17 protein-coding genes and 1 pseudogene are annotated in these 18,979 nt (G+C 56.2%); 3 read left to right on the top strand and 15 right to left on the bottom strand.

Annotated elements, in window-relative coordinates; genetic code table 11:
• On the top strand, window positions 1-527 hold a 527-nt coding region (locus IEY49_RS17305), incomplete at its 5' end, for an IS630 family transposase (protein WP_189011056.1).
• 377 nt (window positions 528-904) lie between these two features.
• Here the strand turns inward: IEY49_RS17305 and IEY49_RS17310 are convergent.
• The 7 genes and pseudogenes from IEY49_RS17310 to IEY49_RS22135 form a co-directional block, all read right to left on the bottom strand.
• Window positions 905-3,148: a coiled-coil domain-containing protein gene (locus tag IEY49_RS17310; RefSeq protein WP_189011058.1), complete on the bottom strand. Its 2,244-nt coding sequence runs from the start codon at window positions 3,146-3,148 to the stop codon at window positions 905-907.
• Between the two features lie 2 nt (window positions 3,149-3,150).
• Window positions 3,151-4,971, bottom strand: a complete 1,821-nt coding sequence (locus IEY49_RS17315; RefSeq protein ID WP_189011060.1) for an AAA family ATPase — start codon at window positions 4,969-4,971, stop codon at window positions 3,151-3,153.
• Window positions 4,972-5,400: 429 nt separating this feature from the next.
• Window positions 5,401-5,634, bottom strand: coding sequence for a transposase (locus IEY49_RS21735; protein ID WP_373291942.1), 234 nt, complete (start codon window positions 5,632-5,634; stop codon window positions 5,401-5,403).
• Between the two features lie 173 nt (window positions 5,635-5,807).
• Window positions 5,808-5,909, bottom strand: a pseudogene (locus tag IEY49_RS21950) (IS5/IS1182 family transposase); the annotation flags it as partial.
• Window positions 5,896-6,261 (bottom strand): transposase, encoded by a 366-nt coding sequence (locus IEY49_RS17325; RefSeq protein WP_229780888.1) that lies wholly within the window; start codon window positions 6,259-6,261, stop codon window positions 5,896-5,898. The pseudogene IEY49_RS21950 and the gene IEY49_RS17325, both read right to left, overlap by 14 nt.
• Window positions 6,206-6,568 (bottom strand): winged helix-turn-helix domain-containing protein, encoded by a 363-nt coding sequence (locus tag IEY49_RS17330; protein ID WP_189011066.1) that lies wholly within the window; start codon window positions 6,566-6,568, stop codon window positions 6,206-6,208. The genes IEY49_RS17325 and IEY49_RS17330 overlap by 56 nt, the downstream gene beginning before the upstream one ends.
• A gap of 401 nt (window positions 6,569-6,969) precedes the next feature.
• On the bottom strand, window positions 6,970-7,566 hold the full coding sequence (locus IEY49_RS22135) for a YjaZ family protein (protein ID WP_505699839.1): 597 nt from the start codon (window positions 7,564-7,566) through the stop codon (window positions 6,970-6,972).
• Window positions 7,567-8,323: 757 nt separating this feature from the next.
• On the opposite strand from IEY49_RS22135, the gene IEY49_RS17335 reads away from it, so the two are divergent.
• On the top strand, window positions 8,324-9,175 hold the full coding sequence (locus tag IEY49_RS17335) for a hypothetical protein (protein ID WP_189011068.1): 852 nt from the start codon (window positions 8,324-8,326) through the stop codon (window positions 9,173-9,175).
• A gap of 66 nt (window positions 9,176-9,241) precedes the next feature.
• On the opposite strand, the gene IEY49_RS17340 is transcribed toward IEY49_RS17335, so the two are convergent.
• The 7 genes from IEY49_RS17340 to hisS all read right to left on the bottom strand — a co-directional run bounded on the left by IEY49_RS17340 (window position 9,242) and on the right by hisS (window position 15,466).
• Window positions 9,242-10,600 (bottom strand): site-specific integrase, encoded by a 1,359-nt coding sequence (locus IEY49_RS17340; RefSeq protein WP_189011070.1) that lies wholly within the window; start codon window positions 10,598-10,600, stop codon window positions 9,242-9,244.
• Window positions 10,601-11,075: 475 nt separating this feature from the next.
• Window positions 11,076-11,303, bottom strand: coding sequence for an excisionase family DNA-binding protein (locus IEY49_RS17345; protein ID WP_189011072.1), 228 nt, complete (start codon window positions 11,301-11,303; stop codon window positions 11,076-11,078).
• Between the two features lie 56 nt (window positions 11,304-11,359).
• Window positions 11,360-12,586 (bottom strand): tyrosine-type recombinase/integrase, encoded by a 1,227-nt coding sequence (locus IEY49_RS17350; protein ID WP_189011074.1) that lies wholly within the window; start codon window positions 12,584-12,586, stop codon window positions 11,360-11,362.
• A complete protein-coding gene (locus IEY49_RS17355) occupies window positions 12,558-12,758 on the bottom strand; it encodes a helix-turn-helix domain-containing protein (protein ID WP_189011076.1) in 201 nt (66 codons plus the stop codon). The genes IEY49_RS17350 and IEY49_RS17355 overlap by 29 nt, the downstream gene beginning before the upstream one ends.
• Before the next feature lie 142 nt (window positions 12,759-12,900).
• Window positions 12,901-13,296 (bottom strand): hypothetical protein, encoded by a 396-nt coding sequence (locus tag IEY49_RS17360; RefSeq protein ID WP_189011077.1) that lies wholly within the window; start codon window positions 13,294-13,296, stop codon window positions 12,901-12,903.
• Between the two features lie 189 nt (window positions 13,297-13,485).
• Complete coding sequence (locus IEY49_RS17365; protein WP_189011078.1) at window positions 13,486-14,157, bottom strand: HAD family hydrolase; 672 nt, start codon at window positions 14,155-14,157, stop codon at window positions 13,486-13,488.
• Window positions 14,135-15,466: a histidine--tRNA ligase gene (hisS, locus tag IEY49_RS17370; RefSeq protein WP_189011079.1), complete on the bottom strand. Its 1,332-nt coding sequence runs from the start codon at window positions 15,464-15,466 to the stop codon at window positions 14,135-14,137. The genes IEY49_RS17365 and hisS overlap by 23 nt, the downstream gene beginning before the upstream one ends.
• Window positions 15,467-15,793: 327 nt before the next feature.
• On the opposite strand from hisS, the gene IEY49_RS17375 reads away from it, so the two are divergent.
• Complete coding sequence (locus tag IEY49_RS17375; protein WP_189011080.1) at window positions 15,794-16,975, top strand: tyrosine-type recombinase/integrase; 1,182 nt, start codon at window positions 15,794-15,796, stop codon at window positions 16,973-16,975.
• 105 nt (window positions 16,976-17,080) lie between these two features.
• Here the strand turns inward: IEY49_RS17375 and IEY49_RS17380 are convergent, their stop codons facing one another.
• Window positions 17,081-18,835: a DNA/RNA helicase domain-containing protein gene (locus IEY49_RS17380; protein ID WP_189011081.1), complete on the bottom strand. Its 1,755-nt coding sequence runs from the start codon at window positions 18,833-18,835 to the stop codon at window positions 17,081-17,083.
• Window positions 18,836-18,979 lie beyond the last annotated feature (144 nt).

The raw sequence follows: 18,979 nt of genomic DNA on the forward strand, positions 1-18,979 counted from the left end.
CTGAGGGCGCCACACTGGTCTACCTGGATGAGGTGGGCTTTGCCCTGAAAGGTGTGCTGAGGCGGACCTGGTCCACCAGGGGCGTGACGCCCCTGGTCACCTTGCCAGCGAATTGGGAAAAGCTCTCGACGATTGGGGCGATCACGTCGGGTGGACAGTTCCTCCAGAACACCAAAACAGGCGCGATCCGCAGCGGGGATGTGATCGGATTTTTCCAGCACCTGTTGCGACACGTTCAGGGAGACCTGGTGGTCGTGCTGGACAACGCAGGCATCCATCGGGCTAAAGCCGTGCAGGCGTTCGTGGAGACCCACGAACGCCTTTCTGTAGTGTTTCTGCCGCCGTATGCTCCGGAGCTGAACCCCATTGAGCTGGTCTGGGCGTATATCAAGCGCCATGTGCTGGGGAATTTTTGCGCCCGCACCTTGGTGGCATTGAAGGAGAAGCTGACTGGTGCGTGGCAACGTGTTCGGTATGTTGACCTCCCGCAACACCTTATGGATGCAAATCTACGCCGTGATCAATAAATACGCCATGCGTGCCAGCGGGCAAAGCGTGAGCGGCCGCCAAGGTCGCTGCCACCAGACTGCTCTCTAACCCACCGGGAGTGGTGCCCAAACCTATGCTGATGCTCGACAATCGTAGGTGGAAGCTCTGCCATCTCCTTGAATGACCATTGCAGCCTTGAAGTGCCCAAAAGGCGAGTTTCACGGCCTTATCCAATTCGCGTAATGCCGCTTGATCCCTACACACAGCTTGTAAACCCTTAGCCGACAAGGCACGCGCAAGGCACACTGTTCACGCACAGGAGAAGGTCGCCGCAAAAATCACAGCCCTACTCGGCTAGGAATCGGTGCGCATCCAAACGCTTTCGCGGGTTTACATTGTGACCTCTATAATGGTTCTACCGCTTCCCAGCGCCACAATCTGGGCAAAGATAATAGAGTCCATGCTGACCTAATAATTGACGGTGAAACGAGCGCTCAACATGTTTTATTAAAATATGCTCTTTTGGTCCACAGACATTCACTACCCACCAATCCATACAGTCGGGGCAAGAATAGAAGTGTCCTTTACCTCTTTTTGCTTTTTTGCCCGGTACATGTTGCCGACAAGGGAAACATATATCTACCAACTTAAGATGGTATGTAAAGATCATCCACCAAAAAGTTCTAAAGGTTTGTTGTGTATTTTGAGTTGGGCGGATGCAGAGACCACCATAACGGTGGAGGGCAGATTCAGTCTCGCTAGTATATTGAGCCCCGGGATTAAACGCCTCATGGTAGGAAACCTCTCCCCAGAAATCTTTTACCTCTGGATCAGAGTGAAGGATGAATGAGGCTAATCCATTAAGCGAATCCAAATAATGCTCCTTGGCTGTTGCAAGAAAATCTCCTCCAATCATCGAGCCATAGGTACGAATAAAACTATCATATTTTTTAATTGGATGTCCAAGTTTCATGCTTTTGTAGTTCCTGTACTTAGCATCCAAGAAGACCGGAGGATATTCCGTGACTTCCCCGTTCATTTCATTGGTGACTGTTATTACAGCAGTTATATCAGGGCAGCGCCCTGTATCTTTATCCTCATTTTCATATTTGAGTGTTATTTCAATTTTCCTGCGAGGTTGTTCTTCTGGATTTGATTTACTTTCCGTATTTACTACTGACTTACCATGAGTCTGAATCATCATTGTCAAACGATAACTCTTACCTTTAAACGGTGAATTTCTCCCAACAGGGCCAAGTTGATCAGTCATAGGAGAAGCGCCTAAGGCTGTGAATCCCATTTCCAAAAGCGAATCATAACATTCTAGAAAAGCCCATTGTTCGAAAAGGAGAGTGGTTGGCGCAAGGCCAGCCAACGTAGAGGTTATTGAACCCTCCTGTTTTGTAAGCTGTGCGATTTGAGGGAGGCGCTGGACCTGAATAAATGTGCGGTAAACCTGTGCATAATGTTCGGACCGTACCAAGTAGGGTGATGGTCGTGTTGGAGAGGCTCGCAGAGGCACTACTCCTTTCAACCAGGGGACCGTGAGAGCCCTAGAGCTCCACACTGAGTTATCTGTAAGCGCTTTTTGGGCGGTAATAAGCTTTTCTAAGCTACCAGTAAGAATTTCTATGCGTGCTTTTGTACGCTTGTGTTCGTTCTCTTTAGCGAAGATTTCTCTCGTCAATTTTTCTTTTTCTCTCTTCAGCTGAATAAGATTTGGAGAATTTGACGCTTTAAGAGACGGGTTCTTTTCTACATCTTTTTTCTTAATTGCAATAGAACCTTCAAGCTCTGCTTTAGCAATTTCTAGGCTAGCAATGTCTTTTTTAGTCCTTTCTTGGTGATCAGTTTGCTTGCTTAGGTGATCTTGAGTATATCCAGCTAGCTCTTGCAACTGATTCTCAATTCGCCGCGCTTTTTTTACCAGAACATCAATCAAAAGGAAGGACAAGAACTGATTCTCAGGTGTATTTGTCGTTCTACGCTTAGCATATACAGTGACAGTAGGGCGTGTAGGATTCCTAGAAAGAGCCTCTTGGCCACGGGCCGATCGCTCAGCCCGGCTGCTGGGCACGGTTTGCCGCAGCGATGCCAAACGCATGGAGTGTTGTCGCTCAATGTAAGGCCAGTGCTGTCGAAGAACTTTTCCTAGATGGATTAGGCCTTGAGCCGAAGAGAGGGCATATTCAACTGGTAGATAAGGAGATGCTTGGCTAATTTGGCCTGAACTATTTGACAGCTCGTTATGAAGAGCTGCACCTACATAGCTGCTCTCGTTGATTGCTAAATATTTTAATCTCTCAATGATAGCTTTGAAATCATTTTCGCTTAGACCATTTGGGTGAATATCTAGGCTGGGGGAAAGCTGTTCTTGGTTAGTATTGTAAAGATATAGTTGACCAGTACCTGACTCAGACAACCTAGTTTTTTTCTTAGGTGAGAAAGAATTAGAGGAACTGTCATATTCCAGCTCCAGCATTTCACCATTGTTCGCACGGGCATAAATACGACGTGTTTGATATCCGTGTGCCAAACGTACACGCCACTCACCTGAATACTGGAGATAATTAGCATATATACCCTCAGGCAACGTACTGATTGGCAAGGCAATCCAATTCTGTGTGCCTTCATCCCTTCCCTCAAATATTAGCTGCATAGTTATCTCAGATAGTTGACGTGTTTATTTTCGTTATAAGCGTCTTTTAATATAGTTAACGCACGCTTCGTACCCTCAAAGTGAACCTCGCGTAAAATTTTTTCATGCCATTCGACAAGATGTCTGCCCTTTTCATAATCCTCAGCAGGAAAGTTTATCCAAGGCAGAAGCTTAGTTTGAATATAGATGTCAGCTGCATTCAAGACTGCCCGCTTGGTTATATTTTTCTGAATAGAGCTGTCTGTTAGTAACATCGCAGCGTGTGCAAGTGCTGAAAAGGCTTGTTGGGATCTGTAGCTAACCGGAATGCCAAGGCCGTCTAGAAACGGTTGCCAACCACAGATTTTTTTCCAAGTATCCACCATATCTTGATTCACTTCTTGAGCGGATTGTCGCAGTGAATCAATATCCGATTTACTTAAGGACCAAACGGGATTCAGGGGCGTTTTTTGTTGACGTATAGGCAATAGCTTTGCTGATGAAGATGCTGGGACCTGAATCACATAGGACCGGTCTAACACTTTTGGACTGAGCGGTTCACCTGCCTGATCCGCATTAAGCGTTCCGGCAATCACTAAACTTCGCGGGAGGTCAACAACAGGTGGAAAAATAACTTTATTTAGCATATGTGATTTTGATTTAGCCTCTTCAGCCAACTCTAGATCATCATATATGCTTTCAGCATACAGACGGATGCATCCGACTTCATGTGCTTGAAATGTTTTTTCCCACTGCGAGAGGAGGTCTGCTGCATAATCTTCCAGACGACTCAAGTTAATTTCATCTAGGGAAATTAGGCTCAAGCCATCTCCTTTGTCATGCTCTACTGCGCTCATCAGCGCCTCAGTAAAGGGCGTAGCATTGAAGCTCGATCTTGTTTGACTGTAGAACCCAAGTAGGTCACTTGCTTCCGTCCAGCTTGGTCGAACTGGAATAACACTGTACGCCACACCTAACAGTTGTGAGAGCCGCATACACAACGCGGATTTACCCGCTCCAGCCGGCCCACTAAGCAAGAGAAGCTGGCCTGTGAGGGTTGAAGCTAGGAAACAGGTCAACCAGCTTTCCAAAGTCTGATCTGAATTTTGGTCGAGACTTTCATCTAATACCTGAAATCCAGATTCTCTTATTGCGTTTTGGAGACTTTTTATTACTGCCAACGGGCGCTTACTCCGCCTTTCGTGTGGAGTAAAGTGAGTAAACTTCAAACGCGCAGCGGCGGCGCGCTCAAAGGCTTCTTGTCCGCCAACACGATCATACCACTTAACAGCCTGTTCAAATTCTGTTTCTCTGATTTTGAGATTTTCTTGTGCAATAGCCAGTTCTTTATATTTTTCTTTTAATTCTGCCTGTTCTTCGGTCAGACCATCGATCTTATTTTGATAATCCGTATCGTACGTATCTTTTACTCTTTCTAATTCTATTTCTCTATTTCTAATTATTTGACTTCTTTCCTCAAATGCTTTATCAACCTCTGCTTGAATATTACGTTGTATATTAGTAAATTCATTCCAAAGAGTATATATATTATCTTTGCCCATCAGTGGATGGTTTATAGTGAATTGGTGATACTGCTCAGGAGTTATCTTGCATATAAATATCCCCCAAGCCTTATGATTGGAGACTTTAGGCAGGTTTTCTGGGGAAATTTGGACTAATATATATTCTCCATGTGTCAGTTTGTGTGTCTCTTTAAGTTTTTTGTCTAAAATCAATTTACCAATTTTAAGAACGGGCTCTTTCGGGTTGTTAGTATTGTAGTAAGCCTCAAGGTCCTCTAACTCACCGAACACCATTCCCTGATCTCCGGCTTCTACAATCACGCGAACAGGCAAGGGGGAATTCAGGATTGCACTCCAGACCCTGTCGTGGTTTCGATCTAATAATGTCATGATGTGCCAAAATTATGGCACTTTCTTGGTTGCCTGCACTCTATATTGTCTTTCTCGCCAATGCTCAGCGGCTGATACTTTGAGAGGAATGTCGCCCTAGACGCGGTGCGGCAGCACGAAGGATTGATGACGACCAAGACGAGCCCTACCCCTACCCGGTATATTGGGACGCTTAATGGTTCAAAGTCACCGGCCGCATGGCTCGAGACCTCCAGGTCTCTTACTCGTAACAGGGCCTGTCCGTAACTGTCCGTCTGACCGCCTTCCCGCCAGAAGTGGATGAGGAGAACTTTTACGATGATCCAGGTGCAGCGGATCCAGAGGCGTTACGCCAGATCAGAAGGCTCGAGAAGATGATCCTCAGCGGCGGGCACTTGTTGGGTTTACCGCCAGCTCAGCTCCAGGGGGTTCCCGAGCCAGCCGGCGCACCATGAGGCGAATCATGGCCAGATGCACCAACATCTCGGTGGTTTCTGGAAGCGCTTCGTAGTCTCTGGACAGGCGACGGCATTTTCCGAGCCAGGCGAAGATGCGCTCCACGACCCAGCGGCGCGGCAAGACGTGAAACGTCTTGCGGGGATCCACGTCCTCCACGAGGTCCGGTGAGTACCGCTTGGCCTGTCGCCATTAGGAGTAAACCACTTCCACCACGAGTCCCGCGCTGTCTTTGGCCCACCGCAGCAAGCCGCCGGCGTAGCCCTGGTCCGCCCATGGTCCGCCCAGATCTTCTCCAGCTTCGGATACGTCTGCCTCACGCCATCTGGGACGAGTTTGCCGCCTTCACGATCCTGGACGTCCGCAGGATGCACGACCACTTGGAGAAGCAGGCCCAAGGCGTCGACCAGGATGTGTCGTTTACGTCGCCACACACGCCTGGACGACTTTGGCGCGATGAATCATGGCCCGGTCCGGGACCACGACAACCTCACCCGCGATGTGACGCAACACATGCTCCAGGAAGGCCACGACCTGAGGCGATCGAATGGCACCGTGGTGGGTGTGCTGAAAAAACTGGCCCCCAGTCGTGATGGCCCCGATCACCGAGAGGTGTTCCCAGCGGAGTCGAGTGGGGAACACCGGGGTCTGCCCACACCGGCCCCAGGTCCGCACCCTGGTCGTTTTTAAGCTGAACCCACTCTCGTCCAGGAAGACGACAGTGGCGCCATCAGCGATTTTTTTTCCCCAGGGCTTCACCTTGCACTCGAACCCAGGTCGCCACATGCTCTTCGTTACGTTCTACGGCCCGCACCACGGGCCGCTGATACGAGAACCCCCACCCCCGAAGTTTGCGCGAGAGATGTCCCCGATCCAGCCAGACATCGAATTTCTGACCGATGACTTGTCGGATGCGCAGGGTCGTCCAGGCACTGGTCTCAAAGCCATGCTGCCGGGGATCATCTTCGATGATCGCCTGAATCACCGCTTGTTGATCCACACTCAGATGATGCGGACGACCAGTAGAGCGCGAAGCGCGCAGCGCTTCCTCGCCTCGCTGGCGAATCCGCGCACGCCAGGCACGGATGGTCACTTCTGCAACGCCGAATTGCTCAGCGAGATCGCGGTTCGTCCGGGTGGGATCATCCAGGAAGGGTTGGGCCGCCAGGCGTCGTTCTTCCTGTTAAGCGCGGGTCAGTCGGGTGGGTCGCCAGGGTGCGAGGGACACACCTTATGTTACTCACTTACGCACAATCAGTAGCTGATCCTGGGGGCCTCGCTGCGCAGGGTTTTGACCTGCACTGCTTTCTTGTCTTCTCAAAGCGTTGGGTGAAAGAACGCTCGTACACTGAAGGGTTCGACACTAATCGTCATTAGAAGACTTCTAAACCATTTCAACTTCAGAAGAAGCTTGGTGTTATGTCTTAGTGGATCCACTGATCCAGAAGCGCCTCTCAGCCACTTGGAGGTGGCCTTTGCACTGTAGAGCTGACTCTATCTACGCTTTCGTTTAGCCTTTTTAGAATTGTGAGGAGGCCTTGTATCTCTACCATGCAAAGTATTTCGCAAGACTAGCCCAAGCTTCACAGATTCTCGTCCAGCAAAACCAGGCCGTGTATGCGCAGACTGTATTGTGAGTGTGAGACGGCCCTTTGGCCCACCTGCCCTATACACACGGAAGAAGATAACGTACCGCTGCTTCTTAATAACATTGATACTAAAATAATTACCGCGCGCAGGGTCACCAAAGTAACAGACTGCCTCTATCATGTCTCTGACTAGGCCAGGGAGGGCTTTGGAAAGCTCGTACCGCTCGAGATCAAATAAACGTATATGATGTCTCGTTTCTGATACGACAGCGTCACGGTCGTACTTTAATTGCTTTTTTTCGATGTCCTCCTTCGACAAGCCCTCTGTAAAGCAGTGATCCTCAAACTCTATACGTACATCAAATAGGGTCGTACCCGATACCGTAGTCCATTCGTAAACGTGATCAAAACCGTTCAAGTGTCGAAAACTGAATAAAGTCCCCTTATAATTGAAGTCAGCATGTGACTGATGGGACTTTGAGGCAGGAGAAGAGTTATCCATAATTACGTTCTAAGATGCATTCTAACTTATTTCTGACGTGAAATTGAAGGGCTCAAAAACATTGTGGCCTGCAGAAAGCAGGCCACAATATAGTCGCAGTATCGCGAAGCTGAAATCTCTTGGATATTCCTGCACTTGGCTGGAACCGGAGAACCGGCGGAACAAGAGGCGAGTCAGCGTCCTCTAGTGCAGATACAATACCACAGTCTCGCTACTTAATGTGTACTTAAACACTTTCCGTGCTGTCCTGAGGAGCCACGTCGGGGCCCCCAATGACACCTTGACGAAACGTGCCTGCGACAGAGGGGAATTCCGCTAGTCTTCAGCCCACTCATGCCTCGCGGAATTCCACCCACACCGACTGGAGTGACATACTTGAACTACGCTGCTGGGGGCCGTAGGTGCAGCTCCTATGCGTTGGGGAGATGCAGGGTACTCAGATAAATCGGCCTGGGAAGGCGACAGGATCGCCTGCGAGTGTTGGTACAGGTAAGTGAGATGCCTTCGTCTGCTGCATCGCGATAGAGAGAAAGAACCTTAAGTGAGGACAAGACCCATATTCAGCAAATCCTTATTACTCACCAGACGAGACGAAATTTGTGGATGCCTGCGGAGATTTAAGTACGCACGCCCTTTGCCGGTAACGTGCGGGTATTGCCGACATGTAAAAACCCTGTACTGGACGGACTTGACTGTGTGAGCGGGCCTGATCCAGTGTGTGCTGCCCCGCTAGACCGCAGGCAGGACAGGAGACTCCATGACGCAGTCCGAAGACCAGCTCAACTTACATGCCGCCCGCCTCTATCTCACCCGTCTGTTGCCTCACCTTGCCCCCTTTACCTACCAGGAACTGCAGGGGCTCACGCTCAAGGCAGGCCTGTGGTCCCTGTACCGCCAGACCCAACTTGGCGAGCCAACGCTCACGGACCACCTGCAGGCCCACGCGCGGCTCATGCGAGGCCACGGCAGTGAGCTTGACCGCCTGGAAGCCCAACATCTGCGCCAGGCGGACCGACGCTCCACACCACTGCTGATTCCCGTTGCGGAGGAAGTTGGCCGTCTCCCCTCAAACCCCAGCCTGGAGAAAATGCAGCAGCTGGCTCACCGGCTTGATTTGCCCTGGTTTACCCGTCAACCCATCACCCGGGCCAAAACCCAGGTGAGTTACCGGGTCACGCGAGCCTTTGAGCGTGCCCTACATGAAGCCTGGAAGGAGAACACGCCCCGTGGCGCTTCCCGTAGTGTCCTGCAGGCCACGCTCGCGCTGGCCTACCTCAGCCTCCCGGAGTTCAGACAACGTGTCAGACAGGTGCAGGACATCCGCTACGCGCGAACCCCAGTGGCCTCGGTTTCCGAAGAGGCCAGGAACGTCGCCGCGCTCCTGACCCGATGCCGGCTGCCCGCCCGCGGTGCGCCGGCCCTGCGCAACGAGGTGGTCCAGCTCAGCTACCGCACCACCCTGACGGCAAACGACCAGTTGCGCCGCAGTTTGCCGGCCGCAGAACGCACGCTGGCTTACCTGCACATCGACCTGCTTGCCTTGTATCTCACCGCGTCCGACATCCGGAGCCTGATTGACGAGGCCATCGAGATCCGGGCCCAGAAGTAGTTCGTTGAGGCAATTCAACACAGGAGAGGCAGCACGCTAAGCGTGCTGCCTCTCCTCACTCTCCGATCAATCTGCAGCGGCTGGATCGCCGAACTCGCTGAAATACCCCTTATCCAGCAGCTCCTGCTCTTTAGGCTTGTAGTACGACCTCGACACTGTTTCGGGCAGGTCCCCGAGCAGCGTAGCTGCCTGCTGAATGTCGCGCATCGTGGCGTTCTCCCTCGTGATGATGTGTGTAGCGACATCGTGCCGCACGACATGGGTTCGGTAGCGATGCCCCCTGACCTCCAGGCACGTGCTGAAGATGCCCCTGTAAAACACGGCATTCAGGCACCGCTTCCATTTCACTGGGCCCTTCAATCCCGTGGTGCGTCCCCGCGAAGGCAGCACCCAGGGGCACTGCTCCTCGAAATCAGCCCCGATGTAGTCCGTCAGCTGGGACCGCCACCACTCGATCCATTCCGTGGCGGCGTTCGGGAGCTCCAGCTCGTACGCGCGGGGAACTTTGCGTCGTTCACCGTTCTTGGTTTCCTCAGGCTCGAACCGCACACACCAGCGTCCCCGGTCATTCTTGTACAGGTGCTTTCCCCAGCACATCATGGTCCAGTTCTCCAGCCGAATGGGCATGAAAGGAGCCAACGCGAAGAACATCGCGGTCCGGCGGCGGGTGTAGGTCTGGTTGACGTAGGCGTTGCCGCGCCGGTTGCGGGGCACATGTATCTTCGCGTGCCGGGCAACCTCATGCATCTGCTGTGGTGTCAGTGCAGGGACGTCCTGGAGCTTGACGGCTTTCTTGTGATTCACTCGCTCGACCTCGACGCCAAGCTGGTACATCCTGATCCAGGGGGCCTCCGGATGTTTCGAGAACGGCTCGAAGCCACTCTTCAGCTCTCCCATGATTTCCAGGTAGCGTGCGACGCCAGCCACCGAGAAACACACCTGCCTCACCATGGAGTACCCTCCTTTCTTCTTACGCTGCAGGTACCAATGGGCGAACTGCTCGAGAAGGTCCAGGTCGACAAGGTCGATCAGGGTGACATCCTGGCGACCTTGCTCTTTCACGCAGAACTCCAGAAGCCGGTTCAGGCCGTGCCGGTACCCCTGCAACGTTCTAGGGCGCAGCTTTCGCCGCTTGAACAGGCGCCAGCCCTGTCCGAAGTAGGCCTTGTCGCCATACGCCAGTTCCAGGTGAGCGAACTGTTCGGCGACGGCTTCCGGCCACTCCGAATGTAGGAATGCGGGCAGCGGGCTGGCCCCGGGTTCGTGAAGCTCGCGCCAGGTCTTCGGCCGATGTTCTTCCAGCTTCAGTAAGGGCTGGAGATCTCGCCGGAGGGCACGCACCCAGGACTGAAGGCTGCTGGCCAGATGAGGTTTGAGGCCGCCTTTGACCCTTCCGCCTGCTCCCTTGAGAACAGCATCAATCACGTGCTCTTCCTCCAGAGCGAGGAACGAAAACGGCGCCTCGTGAAGATTGTCGTGTCCTGCGAGACCCAGGCAAAGATCACGCAGCGCGCGTCTGTAGTTGGCCAAGTCAGAGTCAGAGCGCTCTCCATTGATTCCACCTTTGCCGTCATGCCTGGGAAGCAACTTCCAGTAGTCAAAACCCTCTTGGATATTTTCTGGCAAATTCTCTTTGATTTGAATCATTTTATTTACACTCCTTGCTTGAGTTCATCTATCGCTCGTGTTCACAACGAAGTCAACCTCTGTGGCATCGACGTAGACCTGGTTCGTTGTGAAAAAAACTTGACTGATATGGACCAGGGGTGCCAGGAACGGCCTTGACATCGAGGACTTTCGGAAGCTTTCTGACCAGCACGGACACGGGTGGACTCACGCGGCGTGCCTTGTTGCTGAAACTCCCAAAAACGATGCTGAGACCGCTCCAGCACGGCATTATTTAAGCCTGCCTTCTGTCAGAAAGGTGCCGGGGACCAGGGGTCAAAAGCTCGGCCCGGCTGAGCCGTCTGCTCCCGCGAAACTCGTACTCGCGCAGTTCACCAGCCTCCACCATGCGTTTGAGCGTCCGCTCGGAAACGCAGGTGATTCGGGCAGCCTCCGGGTACGGCACCAGGTCACTCTCGGGGGAAATCATGGGTTTCTTCGCTGCGCTGGTCTTCTCGTTCATGCTGTCTGCCTTTGGGTGGACCAGGGACGACGTCCCGGCCTTGCCTGGATGAGAGTTCAGGCGCCGACGCGCAGGGCGCCGTCGAGCGTCAGGTTGTCTGGGCCCTGCTGGAGCAGACCGCTCATTCCGGTTACGTGCAGGCGGTGCTCATGCCCGTAGACCGTGCGGTAGGTGTTCAGCGTCAGGCTCACGTTCTCGTGCCCCAGCCAGGTTTTCACTACTTCTGCCGGGACTCCCCTCGCCAGGTGCAGGCTGGCGCTGGTGTGTCGCAGGCCGTGGAAGGTTACGTGTTCCAGGCCCGCCTGTACCCCGAGCGCACGCGCCAGCTTGGACAGCCGGTCCGGGTGGAACGGGGTGCCTTTTACCGTCGTGAACACGTGCCCGCTGTCCACCCACTTCTCCCCCACCATCCTCCCGAGCTCCTGCTGTCTGAATTTCCAGGCCACCAGGAGGGCTACGGTCTCGGGCGCCAGGGGCACCGTCCGGTCGCCAGCTTCGGTCTTGGGGGTCCCCGGCGTCGGGCGGCCCCGGACGACCGCGAGGTTGTCGCGCACGTGCACGGTGCCCCGTTGCAGATCGACGTGCGCCCAGCGGAGGGCGGCCGCTTCTCCGCGCCGCAGGCCGAGCAGGCCCGTGATGTGAAAGACCGGTCCCGCGAGTTCCTCGAACGGGGCAGCCGCATTCAGGAAGGCTTCCAGCTGCTCGGGACTCAGGGCCCGGTTCTGCCTGGCCCGGCGGACAGGCCGGACTCTGGGCAGCTCTACGTCCTTCACGATGTTCCTTGAGACCACATCGTTCACTACGGCCAGCTGGAGGGCCTGCCGGAGCACGGAGCGGACCTGGCGGACCAGGGACAGGCTGTAGGTCCGGGCCAGCAGCATGTACAGCTGCTGAACGTGCTGGGCTTTGAGCTTCTGGACCCTGAGATGACCGATATGGGGGATCAGGTGAAGCCGGATCAGATCCTCGTTGTTAGCCACGGTTTTTGGCTTCCATTCGTCCCGCCGGGTGGCAACGAGCTCGCGGAGCAACGCCTCCACCGTCAGCGTGTCAGGGCTCCGGAGAAGGCCTCGGCTGTGGTCAGCCAGCAGCTGGGCAAGCACCAGACGACCCTCGGCCTCCGTGCGAACAACCCGGCTGACCTGCTGCTGGCCACCCGTGATGGCCACCGTGACCTTCACGCGGTACTGGCCCTGGTAAGGGCGCAGACTCCCCGCGCCGTTGGGGGCTTTCGTCCGCTTGCTGCGGGCTGCCTCAGCCACGGCGGACCCTGCGTTCTTCATGCAGGCGGCGCTGCTCGGCTTCCCAGGCCAGCACGGCCTCGGCGGAAATGCGGAACTCTTTCTGCCCGACACGCACGGCGAAGATGGCGCCGGAGCGGACCATGCCGTAGACGACTTTTTTACTGACGCCGAGGTACTCGGCTAATTCCTGGATGGAAAGGTACGGTTTCAAGTTCGAAGCCTCTTGGAGGAGTGAGGTCTTCGGCGTGGTGAGGCCGCGGCTCGACGCGCAAGGCGGAGCAGGTCAGCGGGGCTGACGGGGCGGGATCAGGCCATCACATCGTTTTGAGAAGCACCACAAGCCGCTTGACCGCTCAAAACGATGCGGGGGTGTGCGGCTCTACCCCAGCGTGAACCTGGGGCCGGGTGATTCTTGGGCGTGTCCGTCGAGCGACCTTTGCCTCGTCGTCCTCGCTTCGCTGACCCTGCAGGGTTCGCAGAAGCCGAGTGAGCAGGGCGCTGATCTCAACAGTCAGATCGACCCAATCCAGCTCACTCGCGACAATGCGCAGCGCTTGCAGGCGGCCGAGCAATCGGGCCTGAGCAAACAGGGCCAGAGTTGTGGTCATTCTGCGGGCAAACGCCTTGTAGGCCCTCTCGGTCGCTTCGAGCACCTGTGCCTGCGCGGCGTCCCGCCTGCGTTGTTCGGCATGACGCCGCTTCGCGCCTGAGCGCGCGGCACCGTAACGGACATGAGCGGGAAGAGTCATCAGAGGAAAGGAAGCGCCACAACCGGCGATCTGACAACAGCTTAATTAGGCGGCAATTCTTTGTCTGCCGATTCGTCACATTCTTTAACCAGTGCTGTCCTGGCCGACATTTGTCGCTCAGGAGTCAGATGAATGAAGGTGCGCTGGCTGGCAAGCGCGCCGTCACCAAATGTTTCAGGCGGGCGTTGATCAGGAGCAGTCCACTGATTCACGAAGACCTGTTGCCCGCCAATGCCTTTTTTCCAGGACGCGCAAGTCTGGCTCATGAGCGATCGAAGTCAGGTAGCCGGCCAGGGCCTGAAGTTCGTGATCCTCGGGGTTGCCCGTCCAGACGCTCACTCGCACGAGATGGCCATACCCACACAGGTAGTTTGAGCCCTGATCATCCACCACAAGCACCCGGTGGGAGGGATATCGCGCACGGATCCACCGCGCCCTGAACTTCCTGGCGGGTTTCCTCAGTTCGTACTCGCCCTCTTCGGTTCGCCGCCAGGTGCACCGCTCCCGGTGCCAAAGGAAAAAGGCCCGACCGGCAAGGTCGAACTGGGTTTCCCGGGCAAGAACCTTGAGGCCGGCCATCATCCAGTCTTCGCTGGCAGCAGTCCACACCGCGAGGTCATAGTGCTCCGCCACGCGTTCCAGAAACGCCTGGAGGTACGGGCGAAGGAGAAAGCGGTGCCCTTCAGGCACTGATGAGTCCGCGATGCCGTGCCAGAGGGTTTCATCCAGATCGAGAACCAGCAACGGACGAGGCGCTGAAGGATTCTCCATGCCTGATCCTTGCACGAGGATGTCCGGCGCTCTGTAAAAACCACCCTGACCCGTCATCAACCGAACTTCAGAGGCGTCGCCGAAGATCATGCGCCCATTGGGCTCTGCCCACCACGGTCTCCTCGCCCGTTTGAAGATCTTTGACTCGGACCTGCCCGGCCTGCAGCTCCGTCTGGCCCACCATCACGGCGAGACGAAAGCCCTTCCTGTCTGCGTACCGCAGTTGCTGCCCGAGCCTGTGTGGCTCCAGGTACACCTCTGTGTTGACGCCCTGAGCGCGCAGTTCCGCACCCAGCCGGAGAGCTTCCCCCTGGAATTCAGGTTGGAGCAGGGTCACCAGCACCTGGGCGGTGGTCGCCGCGCTGACCCCGAGGAGGCCAGCCTCCAGCAGGGCCGGCACCAGCCGGCTCACCCCGATGGACATTCCTACCCCAGGGAATGCGCCGGTGTGGAAGTTGCCCACCAGGTTCTCGTACCGGCCACCCGAGCAGATGCTGCCCAGGCCAGGAAAAGCCAGGAGCCTGGTCTCGTACACCGTGCCGGTGTAGTACCCCAGACCGCGGGCGACGCTCAGGTCCAGCTGGAAGTTCGAATCTGGGACGCCCAGATCCCGCAGGCCGGAAAGCACCCGCTGGAGATCGGCCACGCCCGCGTCGAAGACCGCGTTCACGGTCTGCCCTTCCAGTTCGGCGAGGACAGCCTCGGACGCCAGGCCGGCCGTCGCGAGGTCAAGAAGAGGGCTCAGGGTTTCTTCGTTCAAGCAGAAGGTTGTGGTGAGGTCCGCCCTGACCCGGTCAATTCCGACCTTCTCCAGACGGTCGAGGATCCGTAGGGCTTGTGGCACCGCTGCCGGCGCCAGACCCAGCCCTTCGAAGTAGCCCTGCAGCACCTGACGGTTGTTGATGCGGATACAGAAGGGGCCGATGTCCAATTGGGTCAGGGCCTCGCTGACCACGGCGGGCAGCACGGCGTCGTACATCAGGCTCAGAGAACCGCGGCCGATGACATCGATGTCCGCCTGGTAGAACTCCCGGTATCGGCCCGCCTGGGGCCGTTCTCCTCGCCAGACCTTCTGAATCTGGGACCGCTGGAAGGGAAAGACCAGTTGGCTCTCGTTCTGCGCGACGTACCGCGCCAGGGGGACGGACAGGTCGAAGTGCAGGGCCAGGTCGGTCTCGCGCTCGTCTGGCCCGGCGTTCAGGCGGGTCAGGGCGTAGATCTCCGCGTCGTCACCGCCTTTGGCGGTCAGCACGTCCCGGTGCTCGACCCCTGACGTCTCGATGGGAGTGAAGCCGTGCGCCTCATAGGTGGCGCGAATGATGGAGAGAACGCGGTTAAAGGCGAGTTGTTGTGCGGGGAGATACTCCGGGAAGCCACTCAGGGCTCTGGGCTTGATCATGTGAACCTGACCTCAGGCATCCTGCCCGGAGGAACCGGCGCAGGCGGGGGGATGGGAAGTCGGCGCTGAGGCTCAGCGCGCGGCCCTGCGGGGTCCCGGGATGTCGATGCAAGCCGTCCATGCCGTTCAGGATAGGGCGAGATCGTGCCTTGGCCGCCCGCCAGGTGGCGTAGGCCATCTCCACATGAGGCGGCTCAACCAACAGCTCTCGCCCAACCGTCATAGACCCCGTCTAGCGTCGCTGCCAGCCCTGGATGTATCCCGCGGTTAGAGCGAACATCCGACTCCCTGAAGAGCAGAACGCTCACTGGGAGGGAGAAAAACAGGATGAGACGACGCGAGAATGGCGAAGGCTGTGTCAAGAAACTGCCGAGTGGGAGTTACCGCTGGCAGGTCACGCTGGGCTTCGATGAACGGGGCAAGCAGTTGCTCAAGAGCGGGACGGAAAAGACGAAGAAGGACGCGGACCGGGCGCGGGTGCAGGCGCTGGCGGATCATCAGCGGGGCCTGCTGCCCATCCCAAGTCAGATCCGGCTGGCGGACTGGCTGCCGCGCTGGCTGGAGTTGAAACGGCCAGGTCTGGCGCCGAAGACGTACGCGAATTACGAGTACATCGTCCAGAGGCACCTGGGGCCTCTTCTGGGCCAGCGCAAGCTGCAGGACCTCAAACCCAGTGATATCCGGGCCGCGTACGTCAAGCTCTCCGATCAGGGGTTCTCGAAGTCTCTCCTGCATCAGGTGCGTGTGATCTTGCGTCAGGCGCTGCAGGAGGCAGTCTTCGACGAGATCGTGGCCAGGAATGTGGCTGAACTGGCCCGACTCCCCAGTTTCCGGAGAGGAAAGACAGCCCGGGCGCTGGACACGGAAGAGGTCGGGGCTTTCCTGCAGGCGGCCCGAGCCCACCGTCTGGGGCTGCTCTTCGAGTTTGTGATTGCGAGCGGGTTGAGGCGTGGCGAAGTCTGCGCCTTGAAATGGAGCCATCTTGATTTGGACCAGGGTCTATTGCGGGTGAGGGAGAACATCACGGTCGTGAATGGGAAGGCCACACTGGGGGCGCCGAAGACCGAGTCTGGGATGCGTGATCTCCACCTCGCCGCAGACACGGTGACGCTGTTGCGACGACACCAGCGGGACCAGCAGGCCGAAGGGTGGGCTGGCTCGAGCCACGTCTTCACGAACGCGAAGGGACAGCGCCTGTACCCCGACTCATTAACCAAGCTCGCAGGCAAGATTGCTGGGCAGGCCGGGTTAGGTTCGCTACGCTTCCATGATCTGCGGCATACCTATGCGAGCCTGATGCTCTCGAAAGGCGTCCCTATGGAGGTGGTGAGTGAAAAGCTCGGACACAGCCGCCCGAGCACGACCGCCGATATTTACCGGCACATTTTCGTTGAGGAGCACCAGCGGCATACCTTCTCACTGACCGCCTTACTGGCCCCGGTCCCCCTCAAACTCAGAAGTGCAGCGAAGCGCCCTGAACAGATACAGGATGAAGAGCCAGCCGCTTAAAACAATCAGTACAGACCTTGTAAATCCTCGCTTTACACTTCAGCTCAGGGATGAATCAAGTGGTGTGCAGCAGTCCCCAGTCCGGAGCCTAGATAGAGGAACAACTTACGTGGTCTCAAGTACTCGGTCTTGCCAGATCTCTGATCTTGAAGGCAGTTCTGGAAGATCTAAGGCCTGAAGGTAGGAGTAAGTCTGGTCTAGCGCAGTTTGCGCTGGTACATAAAGAATCATGCCGTCTCGGCCACGAGTCAAAAGGACACGGTATGAATTCACACGCAAGCGATGAGGGTTTTCCGGGACGCGCTTCCCCGCTGCAGGAGTACGGGGAGTCGGGGACTGCCAGTCCTGCCCCGTCCACTTCAGGTCAGTCCCCCAACAGACGATAGGAAAATCCAACTCCAATCCTTGGCAAACAAATTCTGAGGCCAAACGCGTGAGTTGGCAGCAGGACTTAGGGTCCAAAGGAGGATTGTTGAACCAAGGGCCTGCGTTATATGCCTTCACACCCAGATTCCATGCATCAAGACCAACCTGCTTCAAGTTACTCGCCTTACTTGACGCCAGTAGCCCATAGCGCTTGTCCTCCGCACCCTTATATCGAGTCCGGACGTACTCTTTGGCGATTTCCAAATCACGCGTGAGATACACCTCAAAGCCTTGGGCCTGAATGCGTGTGATCAAGTGCCGCGCGCGCTCATCCTCCCCAGCGAGGAGGGCATGAACCCAGAGGTAAAGGTCCTCAGCCAAGTGGGAACGCAAAGACACCGTCAGATCCAAGGCGTTATTAGGTATGACGGATGTAGCGTGAGAGAACAGGTGAGTGATTTTCTCCGGGGCATGTAGTGTCCAAGGTTTCTCGCTGTTTTGAAGCGCTGTATTCCATCCAGCAAGGCCTCCTTCCTCACCGATGTAAATTTCTTGCCCTTCGCCAATGAGGCCAACGAGCATGGCCCATCCCGTCATCTGGGCGCCGAGGCGCAGAAAATCTTCTGGCTCACTGGTTGCGTGCCCACGTTTCTCCAGAACTTGTTGGGCGTCCCAAGCGCGCTGGGCCTCGTCGTACACCCAGATATGTTCCTCGGGCAAGCGATCGCGGTGGGCGCCGTACTGCTTCAGAAAGTCATGCACCCCCTGCACAAAGACCTTGTTCTCTAGGGCGTGCTGGAGGACGCTCACGAGCGGCCCATTTCCCGAGAGAAATACGGCGTCGCGCTCCCCTTCCCCCTCTTTCACCGTGCGGGCATACACGAATTGCAAACCGACCAGAGTCTTGCCGGCCCCGGGCACCCCGGTCACCAGCGCGAGATGGTGCTCTCCCTGCTCATGCGCCGTGCGAGCCGCATCGATCAGCGCAGCCACCGTTTGCTCAATTCCTGCACTTTGAGCACGGCGAATGGCAGGAAGCGGTTCATGCTCAAAAAGACGCCGCGCTGCACTCACAAGAGTAGGGAGCGGCGCATAGTCCGCGTTTAACCAAGCCATATGGTCAAACTGTGGTGAGCTGGCGGCCACAAAGGAAGTCAAGTGGCTCTTCAGGCGGTCTGGTCCCAACACGATGACTTCACCGCGTTCCTCCTGTAAGCCCGGGCGGTGGGCATACACCAGCACGGGGAGGACGGCCAGGTGGTGGGACGCGGCATGGTAATGCTGCAGGTCACGCGCATAGGCGGCCACTTGATCAATATGGGCGGTTTGTTCGACCCGGCTCGGGCGAGGGTGGTCTTTGAATTCCAGCACCAGCACTCGGTCATGCGTGAGCAGCACCACATCTGGACGCCGTCCCCGTTCCCGTGGCAATTCGTACTCAAACGCAATGGTCCACTGGCGGAGTTCTGGCTGCTCCATCGCAAGCGTGTCCAAGGCCTCGCGCAGGACACGATGGCTGTTTGCCCACGCACGCACCTGCCCTCCATCTGGTTGTTCCCCCGCGATCCGCTGGTGATGGGCGCGTAACCCCAACCCCCATTCGGCCAAAGAGTGAGAGAGGAAAGCGTCTACCCCCTG

The organism is Deinococcus malanensis, from assembly GCF_014647655.1.
Classification (GTDB): domain Bacteria; phylum Deinococcota; class Deinococci; order Deinococcales; family Deinococcaceae; genus Deinococcus; species Deinococcus malanensis.

What these genes read in the sequence shown, in the direction of transcription:
- IEY49_RS17350 (WP_189011074.1), bottom strand. Translation starts at nt 12,586, where the DNA reads ATGAAGAACGCAGGGTCCGCCGTGGCTGAGGCAGCCCGCAGCAAGCGG.
- IEY49_RS17325 (WP_229780888.1), bottom strand. Translation starts at nt 6,261, where the DNA reads ATGTGGCGACCTGGGTTCGAGTGCAAGGTGAAGCCCTGGGGAAAAAAA.
- hisS (WP_189011079.1), bottom strand. Translation starts at nt 15,466, where the DNA reads ATGATCAAGCCCAGAGCCCTGAGTGGCTTCCCGGAGTATCTCCCCGCA.
- IEY49_RS17335 (WP_189011068.1), top strand. Translation starts at nt 8,324, where the DNA reads ATGACGCAGTCCGAAGACCAGCTCAACTTACATGCCGCCCGCCTCTAT.
- IEY49_RS17345 (WP_189011072.1), bottom strand. Translation starts at nt 11,303, where the DNA reads ATGAACGAGAAGACCAGCGCAGCGAAGAAACCCATGATTTCCCCCGAG.
- IEY49_RS17375 (WP_189011080.1), top strand. Translation starts at nt 15,794, where the DNA reads ATGAGACGACGCGAGAATGGCGAAGGCTGTGTCAAGAAACTGCCGAGT.
- IEY49_RS17360 (WP_189011077.1), bottom strand. Translation starts at nt 13,296, where the DNA reads ATGACTCTTCCCGCTCATGTCCGTTACGGTGCCGCGCGCTCAGGCGCG.
- IEY49_RS17365 (WP_189011078.1), bottom strand. Translation starts at nt 14,157, where the DNA reads ATGATCTTCGGCGACGCCTCTGAAGTTCGGTTGATGACGGGTCAGGGT.
- IEY49_RS22135 (WP_505699839.1), bottom strand. Translation starts at nt 7,566, where the DNA reads ATGGATAACTCTTCTCCTGCCTCAAAGTCCCATCAGTCACATGCTGAC.
- IEY49_RS17310 (WP_189011058.1), bottom strand. Translation starts at nt 3,148, where the DNA reads ATGCAGCTAATATTTGAGGGAAGGGATGAAGGCACACAGAATTGGATT.